Here is a 22917-nt window from a genome sequence, read left to right as displayed (position 1 = left end):
GGCATTTATTTCCTCGGAATTGCGATGTGCATGCACGTCATAAAGCCCGGCGATGGCTCGTCTACCCGCACGCTCCCACCTGCGCGCTCAGTCAATTCCCGTACAAGTGCGAGACCGAGCCCCATGCCTGAACCTAATGGGCTGTTTACACGAGAGGTTGTCGTGTAAAACGGATCCCAAATGCGCTCGCGCAGCTCTGGCGGAATGCCCGATCCAGTGTCTTGAACTGTCAGGTGGTGCTTACGCTGGTCGTTCCACGCAGAAATTGAAATTGTTTTGGGTAACGAATCATCGCTTCTCGCCAAGATCGCTTTGGCAGCGTTGGTGTAGAGATTGAGGACTAATGCGCTGTAGAGAGCGACTGGAATTGCAGGAACTTCGACGTCCTCCTCACAAAGGATCTCGGTCTCAATACCTCGGCTCTCTGCGATGTGAGAGAAGTTCTCTTTGATCCATCCGATCTGACCCGCAGCGTTGAACGGCTTTACATTGTCTAGCCGCAATGAATCCGTGTAGAGACGGGTATAGCGTATGTAACCGTCCAAATTCGCGCGACAAGCGGTTAGGGTGTCGAGTTTGGATGCAAGCGCCGGATGTCCTCCAGCCAATTCCCGGACCTCGCCGATGACGTCGTCCAGAGATAGGAATAGCCTCTCAGCTTCGTGCGTCATGAACCCGGCCACAACGCCCATACCGGCAGCAATCTCGAGGCGCTGTCGAGCCGCGCGGTCATACTCCTCTTGCTTGACGAGCCTCGTCGCCAGTTGACTGAAGTGCTGAACTAAAGCGGCTTTCTCTTCTGGAGCCAAGCGTGGATCCGCCTGAATGCCGGCCGCCGTTTCGGCCAGATCTGCGCGCAAAGACTCGCGCTCATCTTCAGCACGCTCCTCTTCGAACCGGAGCTGGCGACTTTTATCCACCGACGCCAAGTACTCAATCCCACCCCGGACGATATCGACGACGCTCGCGTAACCAGCGTTCAGCAAGAAACCCTCACGATCCATCGCCGGTATGAGGTCTGCTTCTTCCGGGTCGTCGGATGCTCTTGATGAAACATAGACATATCCGATCAGCTGTGATGTTGCAGCGACGTTGAGCGCCGGATTTAACTTAGGCTTGATCTGCTCCCCTGGCAGGATAGGCCAGTGTTCCTCAGAGATTGGCGATCTCCACTCTCGTCTGTTATGCGACCCGTCCTGATTCAGGTAGAGCCAGTCGTCGTCGTTGAAGCCATAAGGCCTGATTCGGAAACCGTTGTCGACTACACCAATGCCGGAGTTGTCTTTCAACCACCCCCAGATCTCTGGCCGCAAGACCCTGACGCCTAGAAATGCATCTTTGCGCTTGGGTGTGAACGCGAAGTCGGCATGCAGTCCGCGCTTGAGTCCGTTCGGGAATAGGAGCTCCTTCTCATACACCTCGCCGTCCTCTGCGAATCGAATTTTGTATCTCAGCAAATCGTCAACAAGCGAGATAGTGACCCGTGCCCACGCGTGTTCAAGCACGCTGGCAGCAATGTCCGTCGTGCCAGTCGGCAGTGCTGGAAACCCAACGAAATCAACCCCAAATCCCGGGTCACCCTTCTTCGTCTTCGCTCGCTTCACATCAAACGGTCCACCATCAAACGCGCCGATGGGACTTGCAATCTTCAGCACACGCGTTAGCAGCGGCTTGTCGACCGCTGTGACCATGTTTTGCTTGAGCCGCCAAACGCGAAGTTGCGTACCCGTCGGATGGTCGTCTTCCACGCGCTCCACTCGGAACGAAACCAACGCATTGTTGAGACTGCCGGCCGAGTCCAAGCGCTTCCAATCAAAGACTGCTTCGAGCGAATAGCACCTTCCAGATGCAGCGTCTCTGCTGAAAGATTGGAGCTTCAGCGCGGCGCCGAGGAAACGGATGGCGAAGCGTCCTATCCCCTTCTGGCCCGTGACCGGCCTTCCGAAGCGCGGTGTGAAAGCTTCCTTTTTGCTACTCGTCGCAATGCGCATCCAGCGTTCGCGGAAGTCAGCCTCCGACATGCCGTTACCGTCGTCCTCGATCAAGAGAGCATGCTTGCCACGGTAACTGCTCAAGATCAGCTTGCAGCTCAGAGCCTCAGCGTCGTTGGCGTTCTTAATCAACTCAAGCAAGGCTACTTCAGGAGATGCGACAAGCCTCTCTCCCAATTCCTGCAGAAGGCGCGCTTCTACCTCGAAGGGGATAGAGGCGCTGCGTCTTTCCGGAGACTGCCCAGCGTCTACGGTTGCAACGACCTCGTTCATTGGCTATTCCCCTGTAGTTCGTGAACCAGAGCATTGAGTATCGAATTCATCTGGTGCACCTCCAGCTTGAGAAAGCCATTGGAAAGCGGCACTACACGAGACGAGAGATCCATCTCACTTAGGCGGTCGAAGACGGACTTAACCATCCCAGCCCGCTCGCAATAGATTCCGTGGATACCTCCGACGTGTATCGCACCAATGTCGTTGCGAAACATCTTAGGCGCGACCGTCGATTTGAAACCGGACGCATAGAGGATATGCGGGGGTCGAGGCATTGGAAACCTCCACCACTCGCGCCGCGCCGAACAGGTGTAGTTTGCGCGTATCGACTCACCAATTGTCGCGAGATATACACCAAGCGCAGCGGATGGATCCGCCGCTGTATTCAAGAGCCAGCACGGTTTCCCCGCGTTGATGTAGTTCTCTCGAAAAAGCGACTCGGACAAAGTTGCCTGCTTGGACTCCAAATGCCGAAACGAGGTCACTGCTGGTACGACATCCCTGCCTCTCTCAAGTCGAAAGTGGATTCGCTTTTCTTCTGTGAGCACGAAGGCCTCTTGTCCGCCGGGGCTCAATCCGCGATGCGCGCGCGTCCCTGTAGCAGCCTCTTCGTAGTCAAGCCGACGCTCGGACGAGCGCGTCACGCTTCGAAGTGGGCGCGTGGATAGATCAGGAGCGACGTCATGGAACTTCCATCGACCAGTCTTCGAAGCTTTGTCGATGATCGCGATGCATGCCGTCGTCAACACACGCTCAAATCCTGCTTCGTGGAGATGATAGATGTCCACACCCCAACGCTTGTCGGAGATGAACTTGCGCAGAGCGGCGCTCGCTGGCCGACTGCTCCACTCGTATGGCACAACCATGGCAACCAAACCATTGGCAGCAACGCAGTCCAGTGCGAGCCACATGAAATACACGTACGCATTGCTTCGCCCGTCAGAGACGTAACCGTCAATCTGCGAGAGCCGCGACTCCGTCTTCGCCAGCCAAGCGCCTCCAAGATCGTGGTGACGAACGTACGGAGGGTTGCCAACGCAAGCAGAGAAGCAACCGGCGAGACTGCTGACACCAAAGGCGTCAGCGACCTGGAAGGATGCCCCGCAGGGCAGTCTCGACTTCGGCGCTCTTTTCGGGTCGATTTCATAGCCGACGTACGAGCCCCATTTCCCGGCACTCGCAAAACGCGCATCTCCGCACCCAAAGTCGACGACGCTGTCAACGTCTGGCCGGCGATCGTTGACTAGCCGCCAAGTAAGATCGACGATCTTCGGAGGCGTATCGACTTGGCAGCGAGACAGATATTCGCCGTCATCCTCATCGAGGTCGACTTCTAGGTGATGAACGCGCTCTTCTTTTGAATCCACGATTTGGCCGATTTTCTCTGGGTGTCGGATCTTTTTCACGCTATATGTCAGGCGACAGACTTGGGCGCGGAGCGCTTTTCTATTATGACCTGCGGACCGCGGAAGCTTCGCTTCGCTGTGAACGCACCTCATTGGAGCCCAACGACAGTGTTGCAATCCCGTGGAAGGAAGCTTGTCCCGGGCAGAGGTGGCGCAGAGCCTGTTCTACGCTGCGCGTATAAGTGGCCCCGCCCTTCAGCGCTCACCAACGCTTGGCAACCGAGCTGTGGTGGGAAGCGACTCAAGCGTGCGACCGCAACCAGACAGGCAGCGGACGCTCGGTGATTGAAGTTGTATGTTGGCAACCGCTGCAAAGCGGTCAAACCGCGATCGAGGAGTGGGCGACACCCAGCCCTTGCTACGTTGAAGGAAGTGGGAAAGTGAGCCGCCGCCGGCCACAAAGACACGGCGGCGAGCAACAGCGCCCCTACCCCCTCCCACTCTCCCCCAACAACCTCTCCGCCTCCCTCGCCAGATCCGCCGCAATCCACAGCATGTGATCCCGGTGTTTCTCTCCGGCTTCCTCGAACCACCCATTGCCGTCGCCGTAGCAGCACCACAGCAGGGAGTTCAGCTGGGCCAGTTTGATTTCGAGGAGGTCTCGGGCGTCTTCGCCTGTGGGGGTGGACGAAGGGGTCGCGCCGCGTGTGCGACGGGCAGATTTGGGCGTGGAACGCCCGGCCATAATTGCATCAGCCATTTGGTGTGCTTCCTTTCGAAAGTTGGGCACGTCTCTTGGTTAGACGGTCAGGGTGTTCACGCACCCTGGCCGTCGCCTTTTGTGCCTCACATTCGTGTCTCTGCTTCACAAAGAGGCAGCGACACCCGCCGTGAGGCAAGGCGGTTCATTCGTTCGTCAATCGATCAATGGATGCATGGGAAGAAGGCGTTCCTTTCACGGGGTTCGTCGGCCGCTACAGCGGGCCGTCTTGTCGCGGGGGCATTCACTGTAGAGAAGCGAAGCCGCGCAAGAGAAAAGAATTCGTCGACGATTTCTCGAATCGACGAGATATCTGAGGTGCCCCGGTTTTTCTGCTTCAACGGAGGCGGAGCGAAGCAAGACTCGGCGCGGGGCCGGCCGCCAGCTAGTGCGCGTGCGTGGCGCGCTCGGCTTCGCTGTCGTGGTGGTCCTGGCTGACGCCTCGCGCCGGCAGCGCGTCGGCCGCCAGCGCGAGGAAGAGCGCAAGGAGCAGCCACAGCGCCACGTCGCTCAACCGGTAGAGGTTCTTGCGAAAGCGCTTGGTGCGGCGGATCACGGCGTGCCTCCCGGGGCGGCCGTGCGGGCGTCGTCGTTCAACGCCGGAAGAAGACAAGGCCCCACGCCGCGGACCGCATCCACCACGAGGGCCGCGTCGTCCACGTCAGCCATGGGGCATGAGGTGGTACAGCTCCGGCAGAAAGCCGCCGGGCGCGGTGAGGCGCGACTTGAGCCGCACGACCAGGTGCAGGTCGTCCACCAGATGAATGTCGCCGCCGCGGTTGGTGAGCTGCAGCTTCACGGCCAGCAGGCCCTGCAGCTTGGCGCGGTGCCATTCGGCGGCGTCGGCGATCTGCGCGCGCGTCATGGCGGCGATGCCGATGCCGTGTTCCAGCTCGGCCGCGCGCAGGCAGGCCACGACGCGGTCGACGCTCTTCAGCGTGCCCTCGATCACCTCCAGGCAACGCTCGGCCAGCCGCGTGGGCTCGTCGGCGGAGTTGCCGTACACGAAGGCCTCGTAGGGACGGGGCGCGCGCTTGGAATCGCGAGGCATGGGCTGCGGGCCGGCGTCGCGGCTCAGCGCGGCAGCAGGTCCAGGCATTGGCGGCGGCGCCACACGGCGCTGCGCACGGCCTGGCTGTCGTCGAACACGACCTTGTACTGGCACACGAGGTAGTTGGCCGACTGGGGCATCTGGAACTTGAAGTGGTAGTCCCACTCGGTGCCGAGCGCGCCGCGCTGTTGCTTCAGGGCCTGCCCGAGCACGGCGAGCACCTGGGCCTGGTTGAGGCCGGGCTTGATCTCGCGAAAGCGCTCGGGCCGCGACACGACGCCGTCGCGCAGAAAGGGCTCCTTGAAGTCGGGACGGCGCGCCTCGACGTCGCGGTAGTCCAGCTTGTCGGGGTTGCTCACGGGGTCCACGGGGTTGTCGCGGGCCACCGCAGGAGCGGCGGCGCCGAGCAGCGCGGCGGCGAGCACGAAGGCGGCAGCGGCGGGGGATGCGTGCGGGGTGGTTTTCATGGCTAGCGTCCTCTTGGGTCGGATGGGTGTCGGATGGGTTTGCGGGGAGAGATGAGCGCGCGCGGGTCAGCGCTCGCGCATGGCTTCGCGCGCCTTGTTCAGCGGCTTGGTCAGGTAGTCCCACACGGTCTTGCGGCCGGTGCGGATGTCGGCGGTGGTCACCATGCCGGGCACGATGGGCATGCGGCGGCCGGCCTTGTCGGTGAGTGCGTCGGAGTCGGTGCGCACGAGCACGGGGTAGTACACGATCTCGGGCTTGACCTCGTCGCGCTGGGTGTCGGGCGCAATGGTCACCACGCGGCCCTTGAGGCCGCCGTACACGGCGTAGTCGTAGGCGGTGATCTTGATCTGCGCCTCCTGCCCGGGCCGCATGAAGGCAATGTCGCGCGGCGAGATGCGCGCCTCGACCAGCAGCTGGTCGTCCAGCGGCACGAGGGTCAGCAGCGAGCCGTTGGGCGGCACGACGCCGCCGATGGTGGTGACCTGCAAGCTCTTGACGATGCCGCGCACGGGCGAGTTCAAGGTGAGCCGCTCGAGCGAGTCGGCACGCCCGCGCACCACGGACGACAACGACTTGACCTCGGCATCGGCCTTGGCCAGTTCTTCGCGGCTGCGCACCATGTAGTTGGCGCGCGCCTCGGCAATCTTCAGCTCCAGGTCGGCGGCCTGGCGTTGCAGGCGGATGAGCTCGACGTTGCTGGCCGCGCCGCTCACCTGCAGCGAGCGGGTGATGTCGAGCTCCTTGCGCACGAGCGCGAGCGCCTGGCCCAGGCCGGACACGGTGTCGCGCAGGCTGCCCTGGCGCGAGCGGAAGAGCGCGCTTTCGGAATCGACCAGTTGCGCGTAGGCCTTCAGCTCGGCGGGGAACTGCAGGCTGCCCTGCCCTTGCACCTCGGCGCGCAGGCGCACGCTGCTGGCCAGGGCGGCGCGGTAGCGCGCGGCGGTTTCTTCCACGTTCGATTCGCCGCGCGTGGGGTCGAGCTGCGCGAGCACCTGGCCCTTCTCGACGATCTGGCCTTCGTGCACGCGCAGTTCGGCCAGGATGCCGCCTTCGAGCGACTGGATGCGCTGCTCGCGCGAGCTGGGAATCACCTTGCCCATGCCGCTGGACACCTCGTCGATCTCGAAGACCCAGGCCCACACGAAGAAGGCGAGCAGAAAGAGCGCGACGAACCACACGACGCGCGCGGAGCCGCTGGCGCGGGCCTCGTCGAAGTCGTCGGCGCCGCCGGGGCCCCACACGGTGGCGGTGGATACGACCGGTGCCTGCGCGGCGGCCTGCACCTGCGCCTTGGTCAATGTCACGGCGTTCATGCCTGCCCCTCCTTGCTGCGGCCTGCGGAGGCCATCGCCTCGCGCGAGGCGACCGCGCCCTGGCGCAGCCGCGCCATCACCTGGTCGCGCGGCCCGTCGAGCACGACGGCGCCGCCGTCCACCACGAGGATGCGGTCGACCGCCTCGAGCACGGCCGGGCGGTGCGTGGCCAGCACCAGCGTGCGGCCGGCGGGCAGCGCGCGCAGGTGTTCGATCACTTCACGCTCGGCCACTTCGTCGAGCGAGGCGGTGGGCTCGTCGAGCAGCAGCACGCCGGGGCGGCGCAGCAGGAGCCGCGCGAGCAGCAGGCTCTGGCGCTGTCCGCCCGAGAGGCCGCGCCCGCCTTCGAGCAGCGGATGGTCCAGCCCGGTGGGCAGGCGGCGCACGAAGGCCCAGGCGCCGGTGGCCTGCAGGGCCGCCACCAGTTCGGCGTCGGTGGCGTGGGGCGTGCCCATCTGCAGGTTCTCGCGCAGGGTGCCGTGGAACAGGCGCGCGTCCTGCGCGAGCAGGCCGACGTCGCGGCGCACGTCGGCGGGGTCGATGTGCGCCATCGACACGCCGTCGAGCAGCACGCTGCCCGCGCGCGGCTCGAGGAGGCCCGACAGCGCCTGCAGCAAGGTCGACTTGCCCGCGCCGTTGCGCCCGAGCACGGCAATGCGTTCGCCGGCGCCGATGTGCAGCGCCTTCACGTGCAGCGCGGTGGTCTGGCCGTCGTGGCTGAAGACGGCGTCGCGCAGCGTGTAGTCGCCCTGCACGGCGGGCCGGTGCACGCGGGTCTCGTGGGGCGGGTGGTCGACCGGCAGCTTCATGAGCTGGTCGAGCGCCTCGCCGGCCACCTTGGCCTGCTGCCAGCGGTTGAGCACCTGCGTCACGCCGGCCAGCGGCGCGAGCATGCGGGTCGACAGGATCGATGCGGCCACGAGCACGCCAGTGCTCATGTGGCCGTCCATGACGAGCGGCGCGCCGAAGAACACGACGAAGGCGAAAGCGGCGCCCTGCACGGTCTGCGTCCAGTTGCTCAGGGTGTTGAGCAGCGCGCGCAGTTGCAGGCCCGAGTCGGCGTTGACGGCGTTGTAGTGGTTCCACTGGTTCTGGAAGCGCGGCTCGGCCTGCAGCCCCTTGATGTCGTCGATGCCCTGCACGGCCTCGACCAGCATGGCGTTGCGCAGCGACGACTCGCGCATGCCCGTCTGGGCCAGCGCGCGCAGGCGCGGCTGCGCCAGCAGGCTGGGCACGATCAGCAGCACGCACGCGGCCAGCGGCACGAGCACGAGCCAGCCGGCAATGAACCAGAACAGCACGCAGAACACGAAGAAGAACGGCAGGTCGGCCACGGCCGCCACGGTGGTCGACGTGAGCATTTCGCGCACGGGCTCCAGCTCGCGCAGCTGCGAGATGAAGGTGCCGGTGGCGCGCGGGCGCGCCGAGCCGCGCACGCGCAGCGCGTGACCGAACACGCGGTCCGAAATGCGCAGGTCGGCGCGCTTGCCCACCACGTCGGTGATGCGCATGCGCGCGCCGCGCATGACCCAGCTGAACGCGATCGACAGCAGCACGCCGCCGAACAGCACATGCAGCGTGGGCAGCGACTGCGCGGGCACGACGCGGTCGTACACCTGCATGGAGAACAGCGTGCCGGCCAGCGCCATGAGGTTGTAGGCCAGCGACGCGACGAGGATGTGCGCGTAGGGCCGCCAGTCGGCCAGCACGATCTGGCGCAGCCAGTGCGGCTCCACCGGGCGGATGTAGGTGTCCACGCGCGAGTCGGGTGCCGATTGCGCGGGCCGCAGCACGGCCATGGCTTCGAGCGCGGGTTGCAGCTCGTCCACGGTACAGACGGTTTCCGCGCCCTGGTCGCCGCCGAGCATCACGCGCAAGCCCTGCGCCGAGATGGCGGTGACCACGGCCACCTGCCCGTCGCGCAGCTGCAGCACCACGGGCAGGCGCCAGGGGCTCAGGGTGTCCAGGCGCGGCGCGACCTGGCGCACGGTGAGCCCGGCCTGGCGGGCCATCTGGCGCACGCGCTCGCCGATGTCTTCATGGTCGCTCCATGCGGCGGCGCCGCGGATGCGCTCGCGCGAGGTGTCGAGGTGGTAGTGGGCGGCCACGGCCAGCACGGCGTCGACCCAGCCGGCGAGCAGCTCAGGGCCGCGCGCGGCCGACAGTTCGGGCAGGGTGGTGGCGGTCATGGCTGGCCTCCGGCGACGAGCTCGCCCGCATCGACCAGCCCGAAGGCCTCGCGCAGGCGGCCCGACTGGTACAGGCACTCGACCGCGAGCCGCTGCACCTCGTGCGCGCTCTCGGCCTGCTCGAAGCGCGCGCCGTGGAACTCCTGCTCGGCATTGAGCAGGTCGAGCAGCGAGCGCGTGCCCAGCTGCAGGTACTGCTCGCGGTACAGGTCGCGCGTGCGCTGCGTGCTGTGCACGCGCGCGGCGAGCACGGGCAGGCGCAGCGCGTGGCCCTGCGACTGCACGCGCGCGTCTTCGAGGCGCTGGCGCACGCTGAGTTCTGCGTAGCCCAGCGCGGCCTCGGCCGCCTCGACGGCGTGCGCGGCGGCGCGCTGGCGGGCCTGGCTGCGCCCGCCTTCGTACAGCGGCGCGGTGAAGTTGACGGTGAAGGTGCTTTCGTTGGCGGACTGGCCGGCAGGCCGCGCGCCCGATTCGAGCTCCCGGTTGACGGCGGCGTTGAGCGACAGCGTGGGCAGCAGCTGCGCATCGGCACCGCGCAGCGCGGCCTGCGCCATGTCGCGCTCGGCCTGCGCCATCTGCACGGTTGGCGCGGGCAAGGCCGTCTGCGGCAGCGCGGCGCAGGCGCTCGCAAGCGGCGCGGGCGCTTCGCCGGCGATGCCGGCCGGCGTGCGGCCCTGGGTCAGGTGCATGAGGCTCAGGCGCCAGCGCTCGGCCTGCGACGCGGTGTTGAGTTGCTGGGCGCGCGCGGCTTCCAGGCGCGACTGCGCCTGCGCCACGTCGGACTGGCTGGTGGCGCCCTTGGCCTGGCGCTCGCCCACGAGGCCGGCCAGCGACTGCACGCCCTTCACCTGGGCCTGCGCGATTTCGCCGAGCGCCTGCTGGCGATGCACTTCGATCCATGCCTGCGCGGTGTCGCGCACCACGTCGTCGACCGCCACCAGCAGCTTGGCGCGCGCGGCCGTGGCCGAGGCTTCGGCTTCGCTCACGGCGCTCGACACCTTGCCGAAGTCGTACAGCAGCTGGGTCACCGACAGCGAGGCCTGGTGCACCTGGCGGCGACCGTCGGCCTGCAGCTGGCGGTTGCCCGTGCGTGCGCTGACGCCGGCGCTGACCTGCGGGTAGTAGCCCGAGCGCGCGGCTGCAATGCCCTCGCCCGCCTGCAGCGCCTGGCCGACGGCGTTGCGCACGGTCGGGTGCGAGGTGGCGGCCAGGCGCACGGCCTCGGCCATGCCCAGCGGGGCGGCGGTGCTCGCTTGCGCAAGCGCCGCCGATCCGGCGAACAGGAAGAAAAGGCCCGCGGCAGCAGACGAAAGATGACGGGAAGCAAGCATGCGTGAAGACGTGCAGACCACCAGGTGCCGACGCCGCAAGCGGCGCCGGCACGCCGGTCGGTCAGTGGTGAAGCGCGAGGCCCATGTGAAGCTCGTCGTCGAGCGAAGGGGCCACGGGCGGTGCGTAGGCCGCGAGCGAATCGGCCGAGGACGCCAGCGACAGCGCCGTGGGAGACGCCTGCGCGCCCCCGAAGGCCGGCGGGAACGCGGCCTGCAGCAGCGCATGCAGCGACTCGGCGGCGCCGAAGCCCTGCAGCATGTCGGACAGCTGCAGCCCTCCCCATGCCGGGCTGTCGCCGAAGGGGAAATGCGGCGCATCGTGCGGTTGCTGTTGCTGCTCGATCGACACCGTGACTTCATCGACGCCGGCCAGGCCCAGCGAGTCGGCCGAGCTGAAGAGCGCTGCCGCCCCCGCTGCAGGCGTGTAGTTGACGTGCAGCGTCTGCGTGGCCACGTTGCTCGCATCGCCGTCGCGGTCGACCACCTGGTAGCTGAGCGTCTCGTCGTAGTTGTGCGAGGTGGTGGTGCGCGGTGCCACCTGGTAGCTGAACTCGCCCGTGTCGAAGTCCACCACCAGCTTGCCGCCCTTGTCGGTGGCAATGGTGACCTGGTGCGTCGCCTGGTTGTAGCTGTAGTCGCTGCCGGTGGCGGGGCCGGTCTTCGTCATCAGGCCCGTGCTGCTGTCGAAGGCGTAGACGGTGCCGTCGATGGTCAGCGTGGACACATGGCCGCCGTCGGCACCGAAGCCCGACGAACCGCCGAGGCCGCCGGTCAGCAGGTTGCTGACGGTGGGCGGCACGCTGATCGTGCCTTGCAGCATGTCGTTCAGCTGGCTCGTGTCGGTGACGATCTTGCCGTTGGTGTTCGTGCCGGTGTTGCCGTTGTAGGCGATGGGGTCGATGTAGGCCTGCTCCGTCGGGCCCAGGCTGGAACCCAGGCCCAGTGCGAACGAATTGATCTTGTTGGTGGTGAGGAAGGTCTTCCAGATCGCCTCTTCCGCTGCCTGGATGCCCTTGTCAGCCGCGTTGCTGCTGCTGCTGTTCCCGAGCTGGTCGGGATTGCCGTCCCCACGCGTCGGCTCGCCGTCCGTGAGGAAGTAGGACACGTTCTGGGCACCCTGCAGCTTGCCGCCAGCCGAGAAACCGCTCATCGCCGAAGCCAGGGCAGCGTCGTAGTTGGTGCTGCCACTGGCCTGCAGGTCCTGCACCAGCGCCTTGGCGTCGGCTGCCGTCATCCAGGCTTGTTGTGCGTGCCCGGTCGTGCTGAAGGTGACGAGCTGCACCCGCACATCGCCGTACAAGTCGTAGCCGTCGATCAGGTTCTGGACGGCCGCCTTCGCACGGGAGAGCCGCGTCGGCGTCTCCTCCTCCATGCTCCCGGAGAGGTCCAGGATCACCATCAGGTTCGTGTTGATCGGTGCCACGTCGACGGACTGCTCGCCGTTCACGAGCACCGGCGCATCGTCCTTGACCGGCACGTTGAAGCCCACCGGCGCGCCGCTGAGCTGGCCATCGCTCACCACGGCCTCGAAGTGCAGGTTCGACAAGCCCTCGCCGTTGCCCGTCGGGTGGTCGATCGGCGCCTTCAGCGTGACGGTGTAGCCCGCCTCGAACTGCCCCGCGCCCGTGGCGGTGACATTGCCCACCGCCACGGTCATCACCTCGGTGGTGACGCCGTCGACGGTGACGCTGCCCGTGAGCGTGTGCGTGCCCGCGTCCCAGGTCCACGACACCGGCTGGCCGCCGGAGGTGACGCCGGCCGGGCCGCTGAGCGACACCGACAGGTCGCCCGCCAGGCTGTCGGGGTCCGCGATGGAGATCTTGCCGGTCGATTGCACCGGCGGCTCGCCCACCGCCGCAATGCCGCCGGGCAGGCTGCCTTCGGAGACGATGCCGGCGTCGGTCGCCGTGGCCGTCGGCGGGTCGTTCACCGGGTTGACGGTCACGGTCACCGTGCTGGTGGTCGTGCCGCCATGGCCGTCGCTCACCGTGACGGTGAAGCTGTCGGTGCCGTTGAAGTTGGCGTTGGGAACGTAGGTGTAGGTGCCGTTGGGGTTCACCGTCACCGTGCCGTTCGACGGGTTGCTGCCCTTCACGTAGGTGAGCGTGTCGCCGTCGACGTCGCTGCCGATGATCTGACCGCTGACCGGCGTGTCTTCGTCCGTGGTCTTGGTGTCGTCGGGCGCCGTCGGCACCTCGTTGACGTTCTGCTCGTTGAGCGTGACGGGAATGTTCGTCGTGACGGTGCCGTCGCTCGCACCGACCACCAGCGCGTGCGCGTTGGCGCCCGCTTCGTAGTCGTTGACGAAGGCTGCAGCGCCTGCCGGCGTGAGGCTGATCTCGCCCGTGGCGGGGTTGATGGCGAAGTAGCCGGCGTCGTTGCCCGAGAGGATGCTGTAGGTGACGGTTGCGCTGTCGATGTCGGTGGCGCGGACCGTGCCGAGCACGGTGCCCGCAGTGCGGTTCTCGTCGTAGCCGAAGACGTAGCCGGTGGCACTGTCCACCGGCGTGCCGCCGCCGTCGACGAACACCGGGGCGTCGTTGACGGGGTTGATGGTCACGTTCACCGTGCTGGTGGTCGTGCCGCCGTGGCCGTCGCTGACTGTGACGGTGAAGCTGTCGGTACCGTTGAAGTCGGCGCTGGGCGTGTACGTGTAGGTGCCGTCGGGGTTCACCGTCACTGTGCCGTGCGACGGGTTGCTGCCCTTGGTGTAGGTCAGCGTGTCGCCGTCGACGTCGCTGCCGACCACTTGACCGCTGACGGGCGTGTCTTCGTCCGTGGTCTGGATGTAGTTCGGCACCGTCGGTGCGTCGTTGATGTTCTGCTCGTTGAGCGTGACGGGGATGGTGGTCGTGGCCGTGCCGTCGGTCGCGCCGATCACCAGCGCGTGCGCGTTGGCGCCTGCTTCGTAGTCGTTGACGAAAGCCGCTGCACCTGCCGGCGTGAGGCTGATCTCGCCCGTGGCGGGGTTGATGGCGAAGTAGCCGTTGTCGTTGCCCGAGAGGATGCTGTAGGTGACGGTTGCGCTGTCGATGTCGGTGGCCTGGACTTTGCCGAGCACGGTGCCTGCGGGGCGGTTCTCGTCGTAGCCGAAGACGTAGCCGGTGGCCGTGTCGACCGGCGTGCCGCCGCCGTCGACGAACACGGGGGCGTCGTTGACGGGGTCGATGGTCACGGTGACGGTGCTGGTCGTCGTGCCGCCGTGGCCGTCGCTCACGGTGACGGTGAAGCTGTCGGTGCCGTTGAAGTTGGCGTTCGGGGTGTAGGTGTAGGAGCCGTCCGGGTTGACCGTGACCGTGCCGTTCGCGGGGTCGCTGCCCTTCGCGTAGGTCAGCGTGTCGCCGTCGACGTCGCTGCCGACCACGTTTCCGCTGACGGGCGTGTCTTCGTCCGTCGTTTGGGCGTAGTTGGGCACCGTCGGCGCGTCGTTCACCGGGTCGATCGTGACCGTCACGGTGCTGGTGGTAGTTCCGCCGTGGCCGTCGCTCACGGTGACGGTGAACGTGTCGGTGCCGTTGAAGTTCGCGCTGGGGACGTAGGTGTAGGTGCCATCGGCGTTGACCGTGACAGTGCCATGCGCAGGGCCGTTGCCCAGTGCATACGTCAGCGTGTCGCCGTCCACGTCGCTGCCGATCACTTGGCCGCTGACGGGGGTGTCTTCGTCCGTGGTCTGGGCGTAGTTGGGCACCGTGGGGGCGTCGTTCACCGGATCGACGGTGACCGTGATGGTGCTGGTCGTCGTGCCGCCGTGGCCGTCGCTCACGGTGACGGTGAAGCTGTCCGTGCCGTGGAAGTTGGCGCCGGGAACGTAGGTGTACGTGCCGTCGGGATTGACCGTGACGGTGCCGTGTGCCGGATCGCTGCCCTTGGTGTACGTCAGCGTGTCGCCATCGACGTCGCTGCCGATCACTTGCCCGCTGACGGGCGTGTCTTCGTTCGTCGTCTTGGTGTAGTCGGGCACCGTCGGCACGTCGTTCACGGGGTCGATCGTGACCGTCACGGTGCTGGTGGTCGTACCGCCATGGCCATCACTCACCGTCACGGTGAAGCTGTCGGTGCCGTTGAAGTTCGCGCCGGGGGTGTAGGTGTACGTGCCGTCGGGGTTGACCGTGACCGTGCCGTTCGCCGGATCGCTGCCCTTCGTGTAGGTCAGTGGATCGCCATCGACGTCGGTACCAATCACTTGCCCACTGACGGGCGTGTCTTCGTTCGTCGTCTGGTTGTAGTTGGGTGCCGTCGGTGCATCGTTCACCGGATCGACGGTGACCGTGATGGTGCTCGTCGTCGTGCCGCCATGGCCGTCGCTCACCGTCACGGTGAAGCTGTCCGTGCCGTGGAAGTTGGCACCTGGGGTGTAGGTGTAGGTGCCATCGGCATTGACCGTGACGGTGCCGTGCGCCGGGTCGCTGCCCTTCACGTACGTCAGTGCATCGCCATCGACGTCGCTGCCAACGACCTGGCCGCTGATCGGCGTGTCTTCGTTCGTGGTCTGGTTGTAGTTGGGCGCCGTCGGTGCGTCGTTGACCGGGTTGATGGTCACGTTCACCGTGCTGGTCGTCGTGCCGCCCTGACCATCACTCACCGTCACGGTGAAGCTGTCAGTGCCATTGAAGTTCGGATTCGGCGTGTAGACATACGTGCCATCGGGATTGACCGTCACCGTGCCGTTCGCCGGATCGCTGCCCTTCACGTACGTCAGCGCATCGCCATCGACGTCGGTGCCGACCACGCTTCCGTTGATCGGCGTGTCTTCGTTCGTCGTCTCGTCGTAGTCCGGCGCCTTGGGCGCGTCGTTGACGGGCGAGACCGTCACCGTCACCGTGCTCGTCGTCGTACCGCCATGGCCATCGCTCACCGTGACGGTGAACGTATCGGTGCCGTTGAAGTCCGGGTTCGGCGTGTACGTGTACGTGCCATCCGGGTTGACCGTCACCGTGCCGTGCGCCGGGTCGCTGCCCTTCGTGTAGGTCAGCGTGTCGCCGCTGTCGATATCGCTGCCGGTCACCCGACCGCTCACGGGCGTGTCTTCGGTCGTGGTCTCGGTGTAGTCGGGCGCGGTGGGCGCGTCGTTCACGGGCGAGACGGTCACGGGCACCGTGACGGTGGTGGTGCCGCCCTTGCCGTCGCTGACGGTCACTTCGAAGCTGTCGGGGCCTTCGTAGCCGGGCTTGGGCGTGTAGACGAACTGGCCCGTGGACGGATCGACGGTGACGGTGCCGTGCTCGGGGCCCTTGGCGACGGTGTAGTTCAGCGCGTCGCGGTCCGGGTCGGTCGCGTGCACTTGCCCGCTAACGGGCTTGTCCTGATCGGTGACGACAGGGTCGGCCTTGCCTTCGGGGCCACGGTTCTGCGCGGGAAGCAACGGCGGGATGAAGGCCGGGCCACCGCCGCCGCCGCCACCACCACCGCTCGCGGCGGCACCGACGCCCAGCACGCCGAGCGCGCCCAGCAGCCAGCCGGGCACGCCGTCGGGCAGCAAGGCGCCGCCGGCGTCGTTCCATTCGATCTCGGTGAAGTGGAAGTCTTTCCAGGGCGCGGTGTACTGGCCCCACCACTGCACGCCGGCGCCGTCTTCGAGCACGAGGTCGTTGCGGCCGGCGTCGGGGTACTCGGCGAAGAAGCCGCGCACGGCGACTTCCTGGCCGTCGCGCAGCACGAGCACGAGGTCGTCGCCGCGGCGCTCGAACTTGAGCACGCTCTCGGGCGCGATCTTCAGCGTGACGATCGACGGGCGATCCAGAACCAGAGGGGCTTCCGCCGTCGCTTTGCGGGATGACGCGCCACCAGACTTGTAAACAGCTTCCATGATTGGTCTTTCTCCTTGACTCCGGACCTCGGGCGAGCCCTCGCTTTCAGCGAACAGCCCGGGTCGCACGTTGGGAAATCTCGAAGGCCGTGGGTGGCTCTCGAGGACTCGCCGGCGCGACCCGGTGCGTGGGTCACGCAGGCTTGCGCTTGCATGGGGCGGGATTCTTGGTTCGGGGGGGTGTCCGGACTTTTGCCGGAGAGGCCGTGGCGTTTGCCGTGGCGTACAACTGTTCACAAACGTGTGTGAATGTCGAATACTTCACACGATTGGCGAAAGAAAATCAGCAATTCGCAAGTTGGGAAAGCGAGCGCTGGCGGTCTTTTGGCTTACGGGCTTTTGCCGGAGCGTCCAATTCTTTTGATGGACGGAATCGGCCCGGCTATTTCCTGCAATACCGGACGGGCCCTGTCCAGCCCCCCGTTTTCCCTCTGACAGACCCCCTCGCCGCGGCACCTTTTTTAAGGCCTCGGGCGGCAATGGCGGGCGGCTCGATCAGGAATGAAGACCGGTCATTGGATGAATTTGCATTTCTTGTGACAATGATTACCAAATTAATTTCTTGGTTACATTGTTTCGGCCACAGGGCGTTCCAACGCGGTGCCGGCGCCCCCTCTTTCCATGTCCTATTGGTCACCTCCGGAGCCCCGGAGAGCTCATCTGCTGGTTGTCGACGACAACGTTGACGAACTCAAGCTCTTGCTGGAAACGCTGCGGGGCACCGGCTACCGCATCACGCTCGCCTTCGACGCGATGGAGGGCTACCGGCGGGCGACGACGCTGCAGATGGACCTGGTGCTGCTGGACGTGCGCCTGGGCGGCACCGACGGGTTTGCCGCCTGCCGCCTGCTGAAGGCCGACCCGGCCACGGCGGACATTCCGGTGATCTTCGTGACCTCGTCGGCCAGCCTGGAAGAGCGCCTGACGGGCCTGCGGGCCGGCGCGGTCGACTACATCGTGAAGCCCTTCGACCCGGCCGAGGTGATGGCCCGCGTCGAGATTCACCTGGCGCTGGCGGAATCCCGCAGGGCGCGCACCGCCGCTGCCCCGCAGGTGGCGCCCCCGCCCGACAGCCCCGCCGCGAACGACGGCGGCGCGCCGGGCTCGGGCATGGACCGCGCGCTCATGCAGGCAGCGGAGCGGCTGATATTGGCCGACCTGAGCCGCGTGCTGCCGCTGCGCGAGCTGGCGGCGCGCGTCGGCACGCATGAAAAGCGCCTGTCGCGCGTGTTCAAGGAGCTGACGAACCGCACGGTGTTCGAGTTCGTGCGCGAAGCGCGGCTGCACGAGGCGCAGCGCCTGCTGCTCGAATCGGCCATGCGCATCGAGGAGATCGCCGCGGCGGTGGGGTTCTCGAGCGCCGCGAATTTCGCGACGGCGTTTCGCGAGTACTTCGACTGCACGCCCTCGGCCTGCCGCCAGGCCGGTGTCGAACGTTCCGGCACCTGACGCGCGATGCATCCGGTGCGCACACGCCCCTGGTGGGCAAGCGGTCTGCTGCTCGGCCTGGCCTTGTGGTTGTGGGGCTTCGCGGCCAGCGCGGCGGAAGCCGTCAGGTTCAGCGCGCTGAACCGGGGCAATGTCTCCGTCGAACAGACCGTCGAGGTGCTGGAAGACCCCACGGCCCGCCTGTCGGCGCGCGAGGTGCTCGCCTTGCCCAGCGGCGGTGCGAACGGGTTCGTGCCCGCCACGCCCGACCAGCTGATGCGCGGGTTCTCGACCTCGGCGGTCTGGCTGCGCCTGTCGCTGGTCAACGATGCGCAGGAGGTGCGCACGGCGCGGCTCGGGCTCAACGTGACGTGGCTGCGGCATGTCGACTTTCATCTGCTGCGCACGCGCAATGGCCAACCCGCATGGACGCACGCGCAGGCCGGCGTGTCCGACCCGATGGACAGCACGCACCGCCACGACCGCATTCCGCAGTTGCAGATCGACCTGCAGCCGGGCGAGGCGGTGCAGGTGCTGGTGCGCGTGATGAGCACGGGCCAGATCAAGCTGGTGCTGGAGCTGCACACCGACGAGGCGTGGCATCACATCGAACGCAACCATGCGCTGCTCAGCGGCCTGCTGATCGGCGGGCTGCTGGCCTTCGCGGTGTACTCGGCCGCGCTGTGGTGGATTTCGCGCGCGCCAATGCTGGCCTTCCAGGCGGGGAGCTTCGCGCTGCTGGCGCTGTACGAGGCCACCTACCGCGGCTATGCGCGCATCGCGCTGTGGCCCGACAGCACCGACTGGAGCTACCGCGGCCACAGCGTGATGGTGGCGGCCACGGCGCTGTGCCTGCTGCTGTACTTTCACGAGCGCGGCCGCCAGAGCCCGGTGCGCGTGCCCGGGCGCCCGCTGCTGTTCGTGCTGGCCGGCGTCGAGATCGTCGTGCTGCTGGGCACCCTGCTCGGCCCCTACGCGACCTTCGCGGCCATCGGCATCGTGAACGCGCCGCTGATCGTGCTCGCGCTGACGGTCTGCACTTTCATCTACCAGCGGCGCGCCGGGCCGGGCGGGCGGCTGTCGCTGATGGTGATGCTCGTGATCTGCGTGGGCGCGCTGATGCGCATGTCGGCGCTGATGTTCGCGGAGCGCTCGATGTCCGACTTCGACCACTATGCGCTGGCGTTCCCGGGCATGCTGGTGGGCGCGTTCGCGATCACGGCGTGGTCGTTCCAGGAAACGCGCCAGCGCAACGCGGCGCAGCAGACACTGCTGGCGTGGCAGGCCCAGGAACAGCAGCGGCTCGAAGAAGAAGTGGTGCGCAAGACCCGCGCCCTGAGCGAGGCGCTGGGCCAGGCCGAGCAGCGCACGCGCGAACAGAAGGAACTGCTGGCCTACATCAGCCATGACCTGCGCGCGCCGGTGGCCACCATCCTGGGCAACCTGCGGCTGATGCAGGATGCCGGCGACATGCCCGCGCCGACGCGGCTCGCCACCATCGAACGCAGCGCGGCCTACCAGCTGGAGCTGATCGATGACCTGGTCGACTACGCCAAGGGCGAGCTGGCGCCGCTGGCCGTCGAGGCGCAGCCGGTGCAGCTGCGCACGCTGGTCGACAACGTCGCGCAGTACGCGCACGCGCTCGCGCAGCGCCAGCACAACAGCTTCGAACTGACGATCGACGGCGAGCTGCCGGCCCTGGTCCGCCTGGACGGCAAGCGGCTGCAGCAGGTGGTGCTGAACCTGCTGTCGAACGCGGCCAGGTTCACGCGCAACGGCGCCATCGGGCTGCGCTTGCAGGCACAGCCGAGCGACGGCGCGTGGCAGCTGCATTTCGAGGTGACCGACAGCGGCACGGGCATCGACGCCGACACGCTCGAGCGCATGACCCGCCTGCTGGCCGACAACGCGCCCAGCATGGCGGGCGGCGGGCTCGGGCTGGTGATTGCGCAGCGCATCGTGCAGCGGATGGGCGGGCGGCTCGCCATTCACAGCGGCATGGGCGCGGGGACGCGGGTGGTGTTCTCGCTGTCGACCGAGCCGGCGCCTTCGTCGGACGCGCCTGCACCGCCGCCATCGGAACCCATCGCCGCGCCGCGCCCGCGTGCCAGGCCCCGGGCGCGCGGCCGGCTGCTGCCGGTGTTGACGCCGCTGTCGCCGGCGCAGAAGGACGAACTCGAAGTGCTCGCCCGCGACGGCCGCTGGAGCGACCTGCACGAGTGGGTGAACCGGCTGGCCACGGAGGCGCACAGCCAGCCGATGGTGTTGACGCTGCGCCAGGCGCTGGACCGGCTGGATTTCGAGCAGATCCGGCTGATTGCGCGCGCGGCGCCTTTGCGTCCGCTGTAGCCCGAAGGGGCCGCGCCGCCAGAACCCATGCGACCGGCAGGGTCGCCCGATGGGTGGGTTTTCATTTTTTATTTCGATATATCTAGAATAGTCTCGACCCACTCAAGAAAGCCATCCCCATGCGCCACCTTCACCACGCTCCGCACCACCATCACCACCGCCACGCCCCGCGCGGCGAACACGAAGACGGCCTGGCTGGCGGCGGCCGCGGGATGCGCGGCGGGCGCGGCGGCGGCGCGGGCCGGGTGTTCGGCCACGGCGGACTGCGCTTCGTGTTGCTGCAGCTCATTGCCGACAAGCCCTCGCACGGCTACGAGCTCATCAAGGCCATCGAAGACCGCCTGGGCGGCACCTACGCGCCGAGCCCCGGCGTGGTCTACCCCACGCTCACGCTGCTGGAAGAGCTGGGCTACCTGAGCGTGGAAACCGCCGACGTCGGCGGTCGCAAGCGCTACAGCATCACGCCGAGCGGCCAGGAGTTCCTGGCCGCCAACCGCGAGACGGCCGACGCCATGATGGCCCGCATGGCGGGCGGCGTGGACGGCGCCGGCCCGCGCGCCGGACGGCCCCCGCAAGTCACCCGCGCCATCGAGAACCTCAAGCTCGCGATGCGCCTGCGCCTTGGCGGCGCCCCCCTCACCGAACAACAAGCCCACGAATTCGCCGCGGTGCTCGACAGCGCCGCACAACAGCTCGAACGCATCTGAACCAACCTGACATGACCGACTTCACCACCACTGCGTCCTCTTCCAACACGCCCGACCGCACGCCCCGCCGCGTGCGCCACGAACTGCGTTTTCGCCAGCTCACGGTGAAGACCGTGCAGCGCGTGACGCCGCACCTGATCCGCATCACGCTGACCGGCGACGCACTCCAGGGCTTCACCAGCCCCGGCTTCGATGACCACGCGAAGCTGTTCTTTCCCGATGCCGCCACCGGCCAGCTCACGCTACCGACCACCGGCCCCGACGGTCCCGTGTGGCCCGAGGGCGGGCGCCCCGCCATGCGCGACTACACGCCGCGCCGCCATGACGCACAAGCCAACACGCTGGAGATCGACTTCGCGCTGCACGACGCCGGCCCCGCCACACAGTGGGCCGAGCAAGCCAAGCCCGGCGACATCGTCGGCGTGGGCGGCCCGCGCGGCTCGTTCATCGTGCCGACCGAATTCGACTGGCACCTGCTGATCGGCGACGACACCGCCCTGCCCGCCATCTCGCGCCGCTTGGCCGAACTGCCGGCCGGCGCGCGTGTGGTGGTGCTGGCGGAAGTCGACAGCGCAGCCGACGAGATTCCTTTGGAGACGCAGGCCGAGCTCACGCTGCGCTGGGTGCACCGCGAAGGCGCCGCGCCGGGCCTGAGCCCCGTGCTGGTCGACACGCTGAAAACCATGGCGCTGCCGGACGGCGACTTCCACGCCTGGGTGGGTTGCGAATCGGCGATCGCGAAGGCGCTGCGCGCGCACCTCGTGGGCGAGCGCGGTGCGAACCCGAAGTGGGTTCGGGCGTCGGGTTACTGGCGTCGCGGTGCCGTGGCGACGCACGACACGCACGACGAATAAGGAAAGCGCGATTCAGTCGCGAAGCCCGGGGCCGGGCTTCGCGCTAGAGCCAGCCGACGCGCTTGAACCGGTAGTAGAGGTAGCCGCAGGTGCTGACGATCAGCCCCAGCGCCATCGCGTACCCGTAGCGGAATTTCAGCTCCGGCATGTGCTCGAAGTTCATGCCCCAGATGCCCGCAAAGGCCGTGCACACCGCGAAGATGCTGGCCCAGGCGGCGAGCCGCTTGGTCACTTCGCTCTCTTCGATGGTGACCATCGAGAGGTTCACCTGCACCGCCGTGGCGATGGTGTCGCGCACCGCATCGATCGAACCGTTGATGCGCACCAGGTGGTCGCCCACGTCGCGGAAATACTCCTGCGTGCCCACGCAGATCTGCGGCACGCGCCCGCCGTGCAGCTTGCCTGCTGCCTCCACCAGCGGCGCCACCGCACGCTTGAGGATAAGGCTGCGGCGCTTCAGGTCGTACAGCTGCTTGATCTTGTCGCGCGCCGCGCCGCCCTGGGCAAAAATCTGCTGCTCGATGGATTCGAGTTCCACTTCGAGCGCATCGATCACCGGAAAGTAGCGGTCGACCACCGCGTCCATCAGCGCATAGAGCACGAAGCCCGCGCCGTTGCGCAGCAGGTCGGGCTCGCGCTCGCAGCGCTCGCGCACGCCCAGGAAGCCCTGCTGGCTGCGGTTGCGCACCGACAGCACGTAGTTGCGGCCGACGAACACGTTGACCTCGCCCACGTTCACGCTGTGCTCGCCTTCGGCTTCGGCCGAAGGCTCGACTAGGTGCATCACGACGAACAGCGAGTCGCCGTACTCCTCCACCTTGGGCCGCTGGTGGCCGTGCTGGGCGTCTTCGACGGCCAGCGGGTGCAGGTCGAATTCGTCCTGCATCTGCGCCAGTTCTTCGGGCGTGGCGTCGCTCAGCGCCACCCAGACGAAACAGCCGGCGCGGGAGATGTAGTCGCTGATGTCCTCGACGGGAATGTCGGCGAGCTTGGCGCCGTTTTCATAGGCCACGCAGTTGATCAGCATCGGAGCACTTCCATCGTCGAACTT

The 22917-nt window shown here is 66.8% G+C and carries 14 protein-coding genes; 4 read left to right on the top strand and 10 right to left on the bottom strand.

The features are described from left to right. Positions 1–5 precede the first annotated feature (5 nt). The 9 genes from VHAB30_RS04995 to VHAB30_RS04955 form a co-directional block, all read right to left on the bottom strand. Complete coding sequence (locus VHAB30_RS04995) at positions 6–2264, bottom strand: sensor histidine kinase (protein ID WP_159276034.1); 2259 nt, start codon at positions 2262–2264, stop codon at positions 6–8. Next, positions 2261–3670, bottom strand: a complete 1410-nt coding sequence (locus tag VHAB30_RS04990) for an Eco57I restriction-modification methylase domain-containing protein (protein ID WP_159276033.1) — start codon at positions 3668–3670, stop codon at positions 2261–2263. Before VHAB30_RS04990 ends, VHAB30_RS04995 begins: the two co-directional genes overlap by 4 nt. A gap of 1085 nt (positions 3671–4755) precedes the next feature. Beyond that, complete coding sequence (locus VHAB30_RS04985; protein ID WP_157627413.1) at positions 4756–4926, bottom strand: hypothetical protein; 171 nt, start codon at positions 4924–4926, stop codon at positions 4756–4758. Between the two features lie 105 nt (positions 4927–5031). Next, positions 5032–5421, bottom strand: coding sequence for a hypothetical protein (locus tag VHAB30_RS04980; protein ID WP_143599085.1), 390 nt, complete (start codon positions 5419–5421; stop codon positions 5032–5034). Positions 5422–5444: 23 nt separating this feature from the next. Continuing rightward, positions 5445–5888, bottom strand: coding sequence for an outer membrane protein assembly factor BamE domain-containing protein (gene bamE, locus VHAB30_RS04975; RefSeq protein WP_062479197.1), 444 nt, complete (start codon positions 5886–5888; stop codon positions 5445–5447). Positions 5889–5954: 66 nt separating this feature from the next. Continuing rightward, a complete protein-coding gene (locus VHAB30_RS04970) occupies positions 5955–7202 on the bottom strand; it encodes an HlyD family efflux transporter periplasmic adaptor subunit (protein ID WP_159276032.1) in 1248 nt (415 codons plus the stop codon). Next, positions 7199–9391, bottom strand: a complete 2193-nt coding sequence (locus VHAB30_RS04965) for a type I secretion system permease/ATPase (RefSeq protein ID WP_159276031.1) — start codon at positions 9389–9391, stop codon at positions 7199–7201. The genes VHAB30_RS04970 and VHAB30_RS04965 overlap by 4 nt, the downstream gene beginning before the upstream one ends. Then, on the bottom strand, positions 9388–10722 hold the full coding sequence (locus VHAB30_RS04960) for a TolC family outer membrane protein (RefSeq protein ID WP_159276030.1): 1335 nt from the start codon (positions 10720–10722) through the stop codon (positions 9388–9390). Before VHAB30_RS04960 ends, VHAB30_RS04965 begins: the two co-directional genes overlap by 4 nt. A 61-nt stretch (positions 10723–10783) precedes the next feature. After that, positions 10784–16528, bottom strand: coding sequence for a tandem-95 repeat protein (locus VHAB30_RS04955; RefSeq protein ID WP_159276029.1), 5745 nt, complete (start codon positions 16526–16528; stop codon positions 10784–10786). A 621-nt stretch (positions 16529–17149) separates the two neighbouring features. Here VHAB30_RS04955 and VHAB30_RS04950 point away from each other — a divergent pair. From VHAB30_RS04950 to VHAB30_RS04935, 4 genes are all read left to right on the top strand, one after another. Next, a complete protein-coding gene (locus VHAB30_RS04950) occupies positions 17150–17977 on the top strand; it encodes a response regulator transcription factor (RefSeq protein ID WP_159276028.1) in 828 nt (275 codons plus the stop codon). 15 nt (positions 17978–17992) lie between these two features. After that, on the top strand, positions 17993–20305 hold the full coding sequence (locus VHAB30_RS04945; RefSeq protein ID WP_159276027.1) for a sensor histidine kinase: 2313 nt from the start codon (positions 17993–17995) through the stop codon (positions 20303–20305). A 119-nt stretch (positions 20306–20424) separates the two neighbouring features. Then, positions 20425–21012, top strand: a complete 588-nt coding sequence (locus VHAB30_RS04940; protein ID WP_062474958.1) for a PadR family transcriptional regulator — start codon at positions 20425–20427, stop codon at positions 21010–21012. Positions 21013–21023: 11 nt separating this feature from the next. Beyond that, positions 21024–21866, top strand: coding sequence for a siderophore-interacting protein (locus tag VHAB30_RS04935; RefSeq protein WP_159276026.1), 843 nt, complete (start codon positions 21024–21026; stop codon positions 21864–21866). A gap of 43 nt (positions 21867–21909) precedes the next feature. Here the strand turns inward: VHAB30_RS04935 and corA are convergent, their stop codons facing one another. After that, the gene (gene corA, locus VHAB30_RS04930) at positions 21910–22893 is read right to left on the bottom strand and encodes a magnesium/cobalt transporter CorA (protein WP_159276025.1); all 984 of its coding nucleotides are present in this window, start codon (positions 22891–22893) and stop codon (positions 21910–21912) included. Between the last annotated feature and the right edge of the window lie 24 nt (positions 22894–22917).

This window comes from Variovorax boronicumulans, assembly GCF_009811375.1.
GTDB classification, from domain to species: domain Bacteria; phylum Pseudomonadota; class Gammaproteobacteria; order Burkholderiales; family Burkholderiaceae_C; genus Variovorax; species Variovorax boronicumulans.
This window is presented reverse-complemented; position numbering and strand designations above follow the sequence as displayed.